Source organism: Nocardia crassostreae (assembly GCF_001613405.1).
GTDB lineage: Bacteria > Actinomycetota > Actinomycetes > Mycobacteriales > Mycobacteriaceae > Nocardia > Nocardia crassostreae.
Genome location: NZ_BDCH01000028.1, coordinates 24,186 through 37,408 on the forward strand (window position 1 = coordinate 24,186; position 13,223 = coordinate 37,408).

Below are 13,223 nucleotides of genomic sequence, written 5' to 3' on the forward strand. Positions count from 1 at the left end.
TCTGTGGCAAACGCAGGTGTCACGGCTCGAACAGCAGGGTATGCTGGCATGCCATGAAGCGCACGACGGTGAAACTACCCGACGACATGGACGATCTGCTCCGGCATGAAGCCCAGCGTCGGGGAATCACCGTCTCCGAGCTCACCCGCGAAGCGATTTCGCAGTACCTGTGTGCGGCCGGGGGGCGCCGCACGTTCGGTGCCGCGGGTGCTGGGCGCAGCGGCCGGTCCGATATTTCGAGCCGGATCGATGAGATCCTGAGCCAGGAGTGGGGAAAATAGGCGCGCTGGTCGTCGACGCGGGTCCGCTGTACGCCTATGTCGACGCCGATGACGCGCATCACGAGGCTTGCTTGGAACTATTGCAGACTCATCGGGGTCCGCTGGTCGTTCCGACACTTGTCATTACCGAGGCCGCCTATCTGATCGGCACGCGTTTGGGTGCCGAAGCCGAGGTTCGATTCCTTGGTGATTTCGCTGAGGGCCTCTTCACCGTGGAGCCGGTGCATCCGGCGGATTGGCTGCGCATCGCCGAACTTGTCGCGAAGTACCGCAGTTTGCCCTTGGGCACTGCGGACGCGTCCGTGATTGAGCTCGCGGAACGACGGAACCTGTGCCAGATCGCCACAACCGACCGTCGCCACTTCTCGATAGTCCGTCCACGACATACCGATCAACTGACTCTATTGCCCTGACCCTGTTCGGGCGCGGCCGGGAGTTCACCGTTTCCGAGGCGGGCGCGTTGTCGTTAGGATCGACGCCGCGTGTCGCGTGGAGAGGGGATTGTCGTGATGGGGGTCGATCGAACCGATTGGCTGACAGCGAAGATCGGTCCGGCGCAACCCGGAACACGGGTGATCGTGGCCGATTTCAGCGCCGAGGTATTCGAGGCCACGGCCTTCATCGCGGCGGCGGGTGGCCGATTCCACGTCGTCATGTCGCGCACCGAACCGGCGGTCCGCGGCGGCAACTCGGCCGCCGAAACCGCAACGCAGGCCATGGAAACCGTGCGCGCCCTGGCCATGGCGGTCGGCGTGGCCGCGCCGAGTGATCTGCACTCGATCTGTCTCGAGGGCCTCGGCCCCGAAGTCGCCCGCGTCCGCGAGGCTTTTCAGGTACTCCAGGTGCCCCTGGTGTTCGACGAACCGTCGCCGCAGCTGTCCGAAGCGCCGGGGACCGCACCCGTCATGCCGCCGGTTTCACCCGTCCCGCAGCAGTATCGGCCGGTGCCCGGACCGCAGCCCGCTCGGTCGCGGGCCGTGATCGCGGTGGCGATTGCCGCCGTCGTGCTGCTGGCGGCCATCGTGACCGGTGTCGTCCTGACGGGCAACAGTTCGAACGACCCGGAGTACCAGTCGATCCCGGTGGGGATGACCAGTGGCGGCGCCTATGCGCACGCCGCGTTCGATTCGGTGACCGGATTGCTCTATGTCACCAACAGCAATGATCGGACCGTGTCGGTCGTGGATCCAGTGAAGGGCAGTGCGACCGCGACGATTTCGCTGCCCGACGATCCGGAGGGCATTGCCATCGACCCGGCCCTGCGCCGGTTGTACGTGGTGGGGCGCGGGGATGCCACGACCGGCAGCCCGGTCAACGGCTCGGTCTCGATCATCGACACCACGAAGAACGCCGTGCTCTCGACGATCATCACCGGGAAGAATTCCTGGGATGTCGCCGTCGACCCGCGGACGCACACCGTCTACGTCGTGAGCAGCACCGGTCTGCAAGCGAGCGAGAAGCCGCGCCAGTACCAGAACCCGAACCCGGCGATCACGAACGATACGAGCACCCTGTCGGTGATCGATCCGGTCACCGCCACGATCACCGCGACCATTCCGGTGGGTGACAACGCCATGGCTGTGGCGATGGATCCGGACCGGCAGACGGCCTATATCGGAGGCCATTACGACCGGGGGCCGCAGCAGCAGTCGAATCAGGGGCTGGTGATCGTCGATCTCGCTGCGCAGCGGGTGACCGACTACGTCGATGTGGGCGGCAGTTCCAGCGGGATTCTCGATGTCGCGTTCGATCCGGCCGCCGCCGTCGCCTACGCGACCTCGCGGGATCAGATTGCGGTGGTCGATGTGGTGGCGCGCACGTTGAACGAAGCGATACCGAACGGGGGGCACGGCCTTCTCGCCATCGACACCGGCAGGAACGTCCTGTACGCCACCGACCTCGATACCCAGGGGATCCGGGTGATCGACACCAAGACGCGGAAGGCCACCGGCACGCTCGGCGGGGGCAAGACCTACCTGATCGGTGTCACGGTCGATCCCGGTTCGCACACCGTCTACGGTCTCAGCTTCGACACGGTGACGGTGATTCCGCGCTGAGGAGCGGAAGTTGGACGAGGCATGGAGGCGGCGGAGTCTCGCCTCCATGTCCCGTGAACGGTACGCTGCCATCAAATCCGCACGACCACAATGCATCTCAGAGGAATTGGCTCAGATGGTCATAACTACGCTCCTGGCGTCATGATCATCGGGGCGGAGAGATGCGGGCGGTCGGTTTGCCGGGGGTGCACGGGGCCGATAGTTTGGGGCGCGAAGTCGTTCGGCTAGTTCGGGGGAGTGTCCAGTGAGTGGGGCGCAGGGGAATCAGGAGCTGTTGCGGCGGATCGCGGATACCGCGTCGGCCAATAATCTCGGGGCGCATCGGAAGGGGTTCCTGCCCGTCAAAGGGGAAGGGCGGCTGGATCTTTACGAGAGTGGCGCGACCCTGGTGGTGAGCGGTCAGGTCCGGGCGGTGCGCTACGACTCGGCGCAGGTCTGGCAGCAGATCACCCGGGTGCAGCAGAACGGCGTGCACACCCACACCAAGCACGAGTACCGGATCACCGATGTGCGAGGCGCGGAACTCCGCCTGGACGAATCGATTTCGGGTCCCGACGAATGGGGTCCGGCGCTGGTCGAGGCCGTGGCGGTGCGGCAGGCCCCCGTTGCCGTCGAGACCCTGCAAGCCGGGCAGCGCGTGGAGTTCGGTCCCTGGTGGCTGTCGGCGACGCAGTTCGGCGGCGGCTCGAAGACCTTCGCGCTCACGGAATTGCGGGCGTTCCGGGTGGATCAGGGTCAGGTCTACGTGGAGGCGGGCGATTCCACCCGGCTCGTCAAAGGCATCGGCGAGATCCCGAATTTCCTGGTGTTCCGTTTTCTGTTGAAGCAATTGCTCCCGGAGTTGCCTGAATCGGCGGGCAAGACCTTCGATCGCCGCCTCACCGTGCGCGGATTGAACCGGCTCTTCGCCGTGATCGCGGTCGTCGCATTCGGTATCGCCTGTGTGAGCGCCTGGCCGGTGGGCGAGGACGAATTGTGCGACAAGCTCTCCGCCCTGCGCTCGGCCTCCTCGGAGATCACCGATCAGCTGAAGGATCTGAAGGGCGCGGCCGACGACTACCGCGGCGCGGACCAGGAAGCCATCCGCGCCGACGGCGACAAACTCGGTGAACTCACCGACGGTTCCGGCTGGCAATGGATCAAGGATTCGGAACTGAATGCCGCCACGACCTCGATCCGCCCGCTGTGCCGGGCGAGCGAGTTCTCGTTCTAGGAGAGGACGCCGTGAATCGCGATATCGAAAGCCTGCTGCTCAGCCTCTTCTCGCTGGGCCTCGGCGCCGTGGCCATGGTGCTGACCACCAGCTGGGTCTGGCCGGGAATCGCCTTGGCACTGGGCGGGATCGGCTTGCTCATGGCCCTGGCGACCCCCGCCCGCGACACCCCCGCCGCAGGTCCCGAGGAACCGGATCGCTTGTATTTCCAAGGCTGATCAGAAGCGGATGTGCTTGATGCCCACCCCGGCCCGCCGCAGCCGTTTCCGCAGCGGCCCATCGGTATTCGGCGTGAGCGTCAGCCCCGCCGCCGCGGCGATGCGGTCGGCGACATCGGTGATATCGATGTCATCGGTATGAATGTGCTCGGCGAACTCCGGCCGCTGCAATGCGCTCAGACAGCGGTCCACCTGATCGACAGCGAAACTCTCGTGCCGCAGCCCCCACAAACCGCGTTCCTTCAGCCGCCGCAACACCGTCTCCGGCCGGGCCAGCAAGGCGAAATGGTGAACGTCATGGCCCTTGTCACGCAGCCGCCCGACGGTTTCGGCGAAGTAGCCGGACTCCACCACCGTCATCGGCGCGATAACCGGACCCTCGTACTTGCTCAGCACCAGATCGAGGGTCTCGTACACGCCCTGCCGCTAAGCGGGAAAGTCCTGAAAATCGGGGCGAAGCTCACGCGGAATCATCCGATGCAGCCCGAACCCCACCTCTTCCGGATCACACACGACGCTACCCGGCACCCGCCGATGCAACTCGAACGCGGTCTGCGTCTTCCCGCCCCCGAACGGTCCATTGATCCACAAGAGCATGCCCGCCACCCTAAACCCGCCCAGAGCAACCGTCGAGCAGGTAATGGCGGGGGCGACTCGCCGAGAAACACTCGCGCCAGTACCTGCTCGCCGGATCAGCCGTGGGGGGAGAGGTCGGTGGGGTCGGTGTTGGCGCCGCAGAGGATGAAGGCGATGCGTTCGGTGGGGGTGGGGGTGTAGGCGGCGGTGCGGAGGGCGGCCAGGCCGGTGGCCGAGCCGTGTTCGACGGCTATGCGGTGGTGTGACCAGAGGAGTCGGCGGGTTGCGATGATGTCGGCGTCGTCGACTATTACCGAATGCACGTCGGCGGTGCGGGCCCACTCCAGGGCGGGCGGCCAGATACGGGGTGCGCCGAGGGAGTCGGCTGCTATGGAATCGATTTCGACGTCGAGGACGGAGTCGGCGGCGAGGGCGGCATGCAGGGCCTGGCTGCCCGCGGGCTCCGCGCCCACGACGCGAATGCCGAGGTGGGCGGCGGCCGCGGTAATGCCCGCGAACATGCCGCCCGCGCCGACCGCGACTACGACGGTGTCCAGGTCGGGGACGGCGTGCGTGAGATCGAGCAGGATGGTGCCCGCACCGGCGGAGGTGAGCGCATTGTTGTGCGTGTAGGGGTCGATCGCGCCGGTTTTCGTTATGAATTCGTGGGCGGCGGACTGGGCTTCGGCCTGCGTCGCACCGCCCAGCCGGACCTTCGCGCCGAACGCGCCCAGCCGCGCGACCTTGGCGGCGGGCGCGTCGGCGGCCAGGAAGACGGTGATCGGGACGCCGAATCGCTGTGCGGCCCAGGCGAATCCCAGATCGGCGTTCAATCCGGTGGAGGCGGCCAGCCCGGCGTCGGGCAGGGCGGCCGAGTCCCGCAGGGCGGCAATCAGGTTGACCGCGCCCCGCGCCTTGAACGAACCGGTGTACTGGAGGAATTCCAGGGCGAGGTACGCGTTCGCGCCGGGCAGCAGATCCTGGTCGGCCGCTATGACGGACAGCGGTCGGACGACTCCGGCAATGCGATCTGCGGCGGCCTTGACGTCGCCGTGGGTGGGGCTCGACACCCGATGACCGTAGACGGTCGCACTGCCGGTCGCCGACGTCACCGCTCAGCGCCGCACCGCGGACCGCCGGAACCGCAGGGCTTGCGGCAGCGGCTTCGGATCACGCTGCGCGGGCGCCCGCAGGCCCCAGGACGCGAGCGTCAATCCCGCGAAGACCAGCGGCCCGACCCACTTGGCCGCCGGATCGCCGACCGCGAGGTGCGACAGCGAGGCCCCGGCGTAGACGAAGAACAGTCCGGCATAGGCCCATTCCTTCAGCCGCGCGAAGCCCGGAACGACGAGCGCGCCGACCGCCGCGACCTTGGCCGCGCCGAGGATGGAGGCGAAGTACATCGGGTACTGCAACCCGGCGAAGGTTTCCTGCACGTAGGGGATGCGCGCCAGATCCCAGTACGCGCCCACCACGGATTCGGTGAGCACGATGCCGCTGGCGGCCAGGAAAATCGCGAAGCGCGCACGCGAACCGAGCGTCGTGCCCGCATAGCTGTTGATCAGCCGGAGAGCGCGGCCGGACGCATCGACGGTGGCGGGTGAGAGGGGAGCGGTGGTGGTCATGGCGAATTCCTTCGAGTCGAGCTGGTTTCGGTGGGTGGCCGCCCGGTACCACTACGACGGAGCGGAGCGGGCGACTGTGACATGCGTTGCACTCCCGCCCCGGTCGCCGGTTCCGGCGGCCGCGAGTGGATTTCCTCGCATGCCGACTACTCTGTGCGCCCCGCTTGATAGATTCGCGATGCCTCCGCTGTGGGTGCTCGATGGAGGTTCGACGTTGGTGCGGTTCAAGGTGCTCGGCCCGGTCGAGATCGAAGCCGACGGCCGCCCGCTGCCGGGAACGGCTCCCCGCCACCGCGCGGTTCTGGCCTATCTGCTGCTCAATGCCGGACAGGTCCTGAGCGCCGACCGCATTATCGACGCGATCTGGGGTCTCGATGCCCCCGGTACCGCTCGCTCCCAGATCCACGCCGCCATTACCGCTATCCGCCGGGCGCTGCGCCGGGCCGAGGCCGACGACGTTCTCGAAACACGGGGTGCGGCAGGCTATGTGCTGCGCATTCAGCCGGACCGGCTCGATCTCGCAGAGTTTGGCGACCTGGTCGCGCGCGCCCAGGCGACCGCGGCGCACGATCCCGCCGTCGCCGTCGAAACACTGCGCGCGGCCTCGGCCCTGTGGCACGGCGAACCCCTCGCCGACGTGAGCGCCGACTACGTACCGGGCGCCCGAATCCGGCTCACCGAGAAGCGGCTGACCGCTCTCGAGCGCCTCCTCGAACTCGAATTGGCGCTGGGCAGAAATGATCTCGTCCTGGACGAGCTGACGGCCCACGCCACCGAACACCCCCTCCGAGAACGCCTGCACGCCCACCTGGTCCTCGCGCTGCACCGCGCCGGTCGTCAAGCCGACGCCCTCGCGGCCGCCCGCCGCTTCCGCACCACCCTCGCCGAATCCCAGGGCCTGGATCCCAGTCGCGCCTTCCTCACCCTGGAACAGGCGGTACTTCGGGACGACCCCGTCCTCGCCGCCCCGATCCCGGCCCCGCACCGGTCGACCGCACCGCCGAATACCTCCGCCGTTCCGCAACGTTCGGCCGCGTCCCGGTCAGGCGCGGCGGGGCCGACCGCCGCCATGGCGCGGGAAGCGGCCGTGCCTCGGCTCGCCGCGGAATCTCGAGGCGTCGCAGCCGAGTCCGTGGGCGAGCACGGAGCCGGGCCGAAGGCGATCGCCGGGGTGGAACGAGAAGGCGGCGCGCCGCCGGAGGAGGCGAGCGCGGTGGTGCTCGCGGGCGTGGAGTCGCGGGATGTCGCACCTGCGGCCGGGGGCGGGGTCGGGCCCCGGGCAGTCGCCGCGGAATCGATCGATGCCGCACCGCGCAGCGTCGATCCACGTGGGGCGGGTGCGCCGCTGCCGCGGACGAACGCCGTGCGGTCCGCGCGGGCGACATCCGCTGGCGGCGTCTTCGCGCGGGAGTCGCGTGAATCCGATCCGGAGTTCGGCGTCGGGGCGCCTCCGCGGCCGGACTTCCTGCCGTACGACGTCCCCGACTTCGCCGGGCGCGGTGCCGAACTCGATCAACTCCTGGGCGACGCCGGGGCCGCGACAGTCGTGGTGATCGACGGCATGGCGGGGATCGGCAAGACCAGCTTGGCGATTCATACTGCGCATCGGGTGGCGGAGCGTTTTCCCGATGGGCGGCTTTTCGTCGATTTGCAGGGGCATACGCCGGGGAGCTCGCCGGTCAGCGCCGCAGCGGTGCTGGAGATTCTGTTGCGGCAGTTGGGGATTGCCGCCGACCGCATTCCGCAGGATGCGGTGGAGCGGGCGGCGTTGTGGCGGGCGGAGCTGGCGAGCCGGGCCGTGGTCGCGGTGCTGGACAATGCCGCCGATGCCGAGCAGGTCCGGCCATTGCTGCCCGGGGCGTCGCGCAGCCTGCTGCTGGTGACGAGTCGGCGGCGGCTGATCGATCTGGATGGGGCGCGGGCGGTGTCGGTGGAGTTGCTGCCCGCCGAGGATGCCGTCGAGTTGTTCGGCCGGATCGTGGGGGCGCGGGCGCGGGCCGAGCCGGTCGCGGTGCTGGATGTATTGCAGCTGTGCGGTTTTCTGCCGCTGGCCGTCCGGATCGCGGCGGCGCGGTTGCAGCATCGCCCCCGGTGGAGTGTGGAGTATCTGGCGGGGCGGCTGCGGGACGAGCGGCGCAAGCTGGCGGAGCTCGCCACCGCGGACCGAGGCGTGGCGGCGGCGTTCACGGTGTCCTACGAGCAGCTCACGCCCGAGCAGCAGCGGATGTTCCGGCTGTTCGGCCTGCACCCGGGACGGGATGTGGATCCGCACGCGGCGGCGGCGCTGGCGGGCGTCTCCTATTACGAGGCCGAGGATCTGCTCGAGGACCTCCTCGACGCGCACATGCTGATTCAGCACGAACCCGGCCGCTACACCTGCCACGACCTGCTGCGCGAGTATGCCCGCGGCACCGTCGGCGAGGTCGAGCCCGCCGCGGATCGGCAGGCCGCCACCACCCGGCTGTTCGAGCATTATCTGCACCACGCCCGCGCCGCGGTGGACCGGCTGTTCCCCTACGGCGCCGCGCAACGTCCACTCTTGCCCGCCCCTGTGGTGCCGGTCCGCCCCTTCCCCGACGATGAGAGCGCCGCCGCCTGGCTCGACGCCGAGCGCGAGAACCTGATCACCGCGGCGGCCGCCGCCGAACGCTGCGAATGGCCGTTCCGGGTCGGCGAATTGGCCGCCACCCTGCGCCCCTACCTGGACGGCAACTCCCGGCACGCCGACGCGCTGACCCCGCACAACGCCGCCCTGCGGGTGGCCCGCACCCTGGCCGATCCCGCCGCCGAAGCCCGCGCCCTCACCGACCTCGGCTGGACCGCTTGGCGCAGCGGCGATTACGCCGGGGCCGAACGCTGGTCCGCCGCGGCCGTCACCCTGTGCCGGGAGATCGGCGACGGCTACGAGGAGGCCCGAGCCCTCAACACCCTCGGCAATGTCGCCCTGCGCCGCCGCGATCACGACAGCGCCGCAACGTATTTCGCCGTCGCCCTCACCCTGGCCCAAACCGTCGGAAACCGCGTCGGCGAGGCCCACGTACTGGGCAATCTGGGCAAGGTGTTCGACCAGTCCGGCCGATTCGCCGACGCCGAAGACCACCTGACCCGCGCCCTGTCCCTGCACCGCGAACTCGGCAACCGGCGCGGGGAAGCCCTGGTCTTCAACTACCTCGGCTCGGCCTACCGCCGCGCGGGCGACCACCGGCGCGCCCGCGACCACCACCACCGCGCCGCCCAGCTCTACACGGAACTCGGAAACCCCAGTGACCGCGCCGCATCCCTCAACGGCCTAGGCGAAACCGCCCGCGCGGCAGGCGATCCCGCCCGCGCCCTGACCGAACACGGCGAAGCCCTGCGCCTGGCCGAGGAAACCGCCAATCACCCGGAACTGGCCCGCGCCCACGACGGCATGGCCCGCGCCGAATTCGACCGCGGCAACCTACCCGCCGCCCGCACCCACGCCGAAGCCGCCCTCACCCGCTACCAGCACCTCGAAGTCCCCGACGCCGACGACATCCGCGCCTTCCTCGACCCGCTCACCGCCGGTCTCAGGACTCCAAAAGAATCGTCACCGGACCATCATTGACCAGTTCGACCTGCATATGCGCCCCGAACCGCCCGGTCGCCACCGTCGCCCCGAGTTCCCGCAGCGCCGCCGCGAACGCATCCACCAGCGGCTCCGCCACCGCCCCGGCGCCGCCGCCGACCAGGACGGCCGCCGCCCCTTCGCAGTATCGGCATACAGCGTGAACTGACTGACCACCAGAATCGGCGCACCCAAATCCGCCGCGGATCGTTCACCCTCGAGAATCCGCAGCCGAAACAGCTTGTCCGCCATGGCCTTCGCGGTGGCCTCGGTATCACTGTGGGTGACTCCCACCAGCGCGACCAGCCCCTGCGGCGCCCCGTGCGCCGCCGGATCGATCAGCCCGACCACCTCACCGTCCACCGTCACTTGCGCCGACCCGACCCGCTGCACCAGTACTCGCACGGTCCCGATCATCGCAGACCCCACATTCGCCGAAAGATGTACATCCTCCGAACTAGCATTGACAGCGAACTTAGAGCTAACGAGTGATGCGCCGAAGCACACCCCATTCCTAGGCTCGAACCCATGACGACAACGACCCTGGCCTCAGCAGCCACCCTGGCCGCCGGAACCGCCGAGACCGCAGGCTCCATAGCTCTCGCCGCAGGGCTGATCGCCATCGCGGTCGCGGGCATCGTACTGTTCATCGCCGCCGTGGTGAGCGTCCTCCGCTCCCGCACCTACCAGCCCGGCGGCAAGGCCGTCTGGATCCTGTTGATCCTGGTCTTCCCGGTCCTGGCCCCGATCGTGTGGTTCATCTGGGCCCGCAACTCCACCATCATGAGCCCGCCGCCGTCGGCCGCCTGAGCAACGAACGGGCAAGGCGCATCCAGCCCCGATCCCGAGAGGGAATCGAATTTCCTTGCGCGCCATAGTCGGTTCACGTTAGTAGTCTGTGCTGGCAGGGAGAAGCGAACAGGTGGAGCGACAGTAACCGATGGCACCTACAGATCAGCCAAAATGGGGCAGCGACCTTAAGACTCAGATCGCTGGGCAGCAACTACAGTTCGAGCCCAGGGACGCGGCAACGGGCATGCACGCCGCGGCGGATCTGGCGCGTGCGATGCGCGGTTTCAAGGACGCGGTGACCAATGCGAACCTCAACAACCTCCCGGCGCTGGGCAATCTGCCGTCCGGCACGGCGCTGCAGTCGGCATTGAGCCGCCGCGGGACCGAATTGCTGACCGCTTTCGACGGCCACATCGAGATCCTCACCGCCATGGTGGATACCTTTCGCGCCGCCGGTGAGGCGTACAAGATCGTGGACGGCACCTCGAAAGAGCAGTTCGTCCGGACCAAGAACGCGATCGGCGCGCTGGGCGACATCAAGATTCAGCCCGGTTCCGCCGATGTCGGGTTCAAGCCGCCGAACCGGGTTCCCGGCGTCGGCCTGCCCGGACCCTATGAAGACGATCTCTCGGGGAATCTGAAGAAGTTCCGCGACAATAAGGACAAGGCCAAGGACAGCGTCTTCATCCGGTGGGAGAACAAGGATGAGATGGACTGGGACGAGCTCATCAGCCTCGGAAAGTCCATCAACGCCTCGCCCTACCTATGGGCGGGCGAGGACTGGAAGACGCTGGCCGACAAGGTGAACACGCGCGTCGGCGACTACGTCACCAAGATCGAAGGGCTCAGCAACAGCTGGATCGGCGCCGGTTCCGAAGGCGCCCGCGCGGCCGTCCGCAAGTACGGCAATGATCTGACGCCGCTGATCGACACCATGAAGTACACCGGTGAGGTCCTCGATTTCGTCGCGCACTGGATGGTCTCGACCAAGAACTCCATGCCGGAGAAGAAAGAGGACAAACTCTGCACCGACGACCTGGGCAACTACCGCCGGTACTTCGAGCGCGACTACGTCACCAACGGTAAGGACACCCAGGGGATTCTGCCGATCATCGCGCAGCCGCCCTTCGACAAGCCGAAGCCGGTCGATCCGCCGAAGGAGCCCGAGAAGAAGCCGGATCCGGAGAAGAAGCCGGACGACAACAACAAGAACCCGGGCGGTAATCAGAACCCGGGCGGCAACAAGAATCCGGGCGGCCAGAATCCGGGTGGGCAGAATCCTGGCGGTCAGAAGCCGAATATTCCCGACCCGAACAAGCCCAATGTTCCGGATCCGAACAAGCCCAATGTTCCGGATCCGAACAAGCCCAATGTTCCCGACCCGAACAAGCCCGGCGGTCAAACCCCGGTGGCCAGAATCCGGGCGGCCAGAATCCAGGCGGTCAGAACCAGAACGGCCAGAACAACAACAGCCAGAACGCGTCGCAGATCGTCAGCGCTCTGGCCAGCCTGATCCAGGCCGCCACCACCGGTATCTCGACCATCGCCCAATCCCTGCCCGGCATTCTGCAACAGCTCGACGCCATGCTCGAGCAAGGAAAGACGGAGGAGCTCGCGAAGCTGCTCGGTGTGCCCGAGGACAAGGTGGTTTCGGCGCTCGCGGAGGTCGAGAAATCACCGGAGAAGCTGACCCAGCTGGGCGAGCTGCTCGGTGTGACGACGCCGCAGGAGCCCGCCGTGGTCAGTGCGGGGCTGCCCGCCGAAGAGGGCACGCCTGCCGGTGTGGTCGTCCCGACGCCCGCGGCGGGGCAGGTCACCTCGCAGCCGTCCATGCTGACCAACCTGTTCGCCCGGGCGGGACTGGACGAGTCCATCACCAATCCGCTGGCGAGTGTGGCGTCCGCCGTCACCGCGGGCGCGGTCACCGGCGAGAGCACCGCTGGCGCCGACCGTCCGTTCGGCGCAGCCGAATTCGTGGAGACCATCGCCCGTGCCCAGGGCGCTCCGGCCGAGGCGGATCCGGTGACCGAGGCATGAGATGGGAACTCACCGCCGACGAGTTCAAGGCCCTGTGCAACCGCTACGCGGACGGGGCCATGCCGCCGCCGCTCACCTACACCAGTCGTACTCGCTATCTCGACGACTTCGAGCATGAGCTCGCGGCCTTGGAGGTGGGGCTCCGGGATCGGATGGACAGCGGTCTCGCCGCGGCCTTCGAGACGATCGCCCATCCGGAAGTGGCCGTCTACTCGTCCACCTGGTGCGATACCGACACTGACAATCCCGAGAAGCGCACGCGCGTGCACGGCGCGCGCCGGGGCTGGAGCGCGGTGATGATCACCCAGAAACCGGGTGAAACCATTTACCACAGCAACGGATACACGCTGACCGAATGCGAGCCGGACGCCCTGCCCGCGCTCATTGTCCAGCAGTTGCCGGATACGCAGGCGGGCAGTGCCGCGCCGGTGCCGATCGTCTTCGAACCGCCGGAGCGCGATCCCTACGAGGTCCGGCAGATGCTGGCCTTCGACTCCTTCGATGACACGGCCGAAATGCAGGGCCAGACCTTCTGGGCCAGGCCCGCCGAGTGGACCGGCTTCATCCGGGTGCGGCAGTGCCGTTCGATCTACGGTCCGCGCGGCGTCCTGGAGGCGAGCATGATGTGGCGTGATCTCCCCGGGGACGGCCGATATCTCATCGATCTGGACGAGCCCGAGACCCGTGCGATCGGCGCGGGCCCGGAGCGGCTCGCGAAGCGCCTCGGGCAGAGCGTCGACCGGGTGCTGCGGCACATGGAGGAGCGTGGGGAAGAGCTGGTGATGTGACGAATTCGGGCGGGGCACACCGTGCTCCGCCCGAATCGCCACTCTCCGTT

13 protein-coding genes and 1 pseudogene are annotated in these 13,223 nt (G+C 67.9%); 10 read left to right on the forward strand and 4 right to left on the reverse strand.

Translation table 11 applies throughout. From position 1 onward, the window contains the following. Positions 1-53 precede the first annotated feature (53 nt). The 5 genes from NC4_RS26990 to NC4_RS27010 all read left to right on the forward strand — a co-directional run bounded on the left by NC4_RS26990 (position 54) and on the right by NC4_RS27010 (position 3,769). The gene (locus tag NC4_RS26990; RefSeq protein ID WP_067543810.1) at positions 54-281 is read left to right on the forward strand and encodes a ribbon-helix-helix domain-containing protein; all 228 of its coding nucleotides are present in this window, start codon (positions 54-56) and stop codon (positions 279-281) included. After that, positions 269-694, forward strand: coding sequence for a type II toxin-antitoxin system VapC family toxin (locus tag NC4_RS26995; RefSeq protein ID WP_245721948.1), 426 nt, complete (start codon positions 269-271; stop codon positions 692-694). Before NC4_RS26990 ends, NC4_RS26995 begins: the two co-directional genes overlap by 13 nt. A 96-nt stretch (positions 695-790) precedes the next feature. Beyond that, positions 791-2,338 carry a YncE family protein gene (locus NC4_RS27000; protein ID WP_067543812.1) on the forward strand — a complete coding sequence of 516 codons (1,548 nt, stop codon included), beginning with the start codon at positions 791-793 and terminating at the stop codon, positions 2,336-2,338. Positions 2,339-2,582: 244 nt separating this feature from the next. Then, on the forward strand, positions 2,583-3,551 hold the full coding sequence (locus NC4_RS27005) for a DUF6585 family protein (RefSeq protein ID WP_067543814.1): 969 nt from the start codon (positions 2,583-2,585) through the stop codon (positions 3,549-3,551). A gap of 11 nt (positions 3,552-3,562) precedes the next feature. Then, a complete protein-coding gene (locus NC4_RS27010; protein WP_067543816.1) occupies positions 3,563-3,769 on the forward strand; it encodes a hypothetical protein in 207 nt (68 codons plus the stop codon). Here NC4_RS27010 and NC4_RS27015 read toward each other — a convergent pair whose 3' ends face one another. From NC4_RS27015 to NC4_RS27025, 3 genes are all read right to left on the reverse strand, one after another. Next, the gene (locus NC4_RS27015; RefSeq protein WP_245721949.1) at positions 3,770-4,186 is read right to left on the reverse strand and encodes a hypothetical protein; all 417 of its coding nucleotides are present in this window, start codon (positions 4,184-4,186) and stop codon (positions 3,770-3,772) included. Between the two features lie 275 nt (positions 4,187-4,461). After that, positions 4,462-5,457, reverse strand: a complete 996-nt coding sequence (locus tag NC4_RS27020) for a pyridoxal-phosphate dependent enzyme (RefSeq protein ID WP_245721950.1) — start codon at positions 5,455-5,457, stop codon at positions 4,462-4,464. Between the two features lie 3 nt (positions 5,458-5,460). Then, positions 5,461-5,970, reverse strand: coding sequence for a DoxX family protein (locus NC4_RS27025; RefSeq protein ID WP_084529821.1), 510 nt, complete (start codon positions 5,968-5,970; stop codon positions 5,461-5,463). 217 nt (positions 5,971-6,187) lie between these two features. Here NC4_RS27025 and NC4_RS27030 point away from each other — a divergent pair, with 217 nt between their 5' ends. Further along, positions 6,188-9,556, forward strand: coding sequence for an AfsR/SARP family transcriptional regulator (locus NC4_RS27030; protein ID WP_245721976.1), 3,369 nt, complete (start codon positions 6,188-6,190; stop codon positions 9,554-9,556). On the opposite strand, the pseudogene dtd reads toward NC4_RS27030, so the two are convergent. After that, a pseudogene (gene dtd, locus NC4_RS27035) lies at positions 9,519-9,961 on the reverse strand (D-aminoacyl-tRNA deacylase). The gene NC4_RS27030 and the pseudogene dtd overlap by 38 nt on opposite strands. Positions 9,962-10,084: 123 nt before the next feature. Here dtd and NC4_RS27040 point away from each other — a divergent pair. The 4 genes from NC4_RS27040 (at position 10,085) to NC4_RS41170 (ending at position 13,173) form a co-directional block, all read left to right on the forward strand. Then, entirely contained in the window at positions 10,085-10,366 is a 282-nt protein-coding gene (locus NC4_RS27040) for a PLD nuclease N-terminal domain-containing protein (RefSeq protein ID WP_084529823.1), read from the forward strand. A gap of 226 nt (positions 10,367-10,592) precedes the next feature. Next, the gene (locus tag NC4_RS41160) at positions 10,593-11,861 is read left to right on the forward strand and encodes a hypothetical protein (protein ID WP_067543820.1); all 1,269 of its coding nucleotides are present in this window, start codon (positions 10,593-10,595) and stop codon (positions 11,859-11,861) included. A 71-nt stretch (positions 11,862-11,932) separates the two neighbouring features. Then, positions 11,933-12,385 carry a hypothetical protein gene (locus tag NC4_RS41165; RefSeq protein WP_067543822.1) on the forward strand — a complete coding sequence of 151 codons (453 nt, stop codon included), beginning with the start codon at positions 11,933-11,935 and terminating at the stop codon, positions 12,383-12,385. Further along, positions 12,382-13,173 carry an ESX secretion-associated protein EspG gene (locus tag NC4_RS41170; protein ID WP_067543824.1) on the forward strand — a complete coding sequence of 264 codons (792 nt, stop codon included), beginning with the start codon at positions 12,382-12,384 and terminating at the stop codon, positions 13,171-13,173. The genes NC4_RS41165 and NC4_RS41170 overlap by 4 nt, the downstream gene beginning before the upstream one ends. Positions 13,174-13,223 lie beyond the last annotated feature (50 nt).

What these genes read in the sequence shown, in the direction of transcription:
- NC4_RS41170 (WP_067543824.1), top strand. Translation starts at nt 12,382, where the DNA reads ATGAGATGGGAACTCACCGCCGACGAGTTCAAGGCCCTGTGCAACCGC.
- NC4_RS27000 (WP_067543812.1), top strand. Translation starts at nt 791, where the DNA reads ATGGGGGTCGATCGAACCGATTGGCTGACAGCGAAGATCGGTCCGGCG.
- NC4_RS41160 (WP_067543820.1), top strand. Translation starts at nt 10,593, where the DNA reads ATGCACGCCGCGGCGGATCTGGCGCGTGCGATGCGCGGTTTCAAGGAC.
- NC4_RS27025 (WP_084529821.1), bottom strand. Translation starts at nt 5,970, where the DNA reads ATGACCACCACCGCTCCCCTCTCACCCGCCACCGTCGATGCGTCCGGC.
- NC4_RS27040 (WP_084529823.1), top strand. Translation starts at nt 10,085, where the DNA reads ATGACGACAACGACCCTGGCCTCAGCAGCCACCCTGGCCGCCGGAACC.
- NC4_RS41165 (WP_067543822.1), top strand. Translation starts at nt 11,933, where the DNA reads ATGCTCGAGCAAGGAAAGACGGAGGAGCTCGCGAAGCTGCTCGGTGTG.
- NC4_RS26990 (WP_067543810.1), top strand. Translation starts at nt 54, where the DNA reads ATGAAGCGCACGACGGTGAAACTACCCGACGACATGGACGATCTGCTC.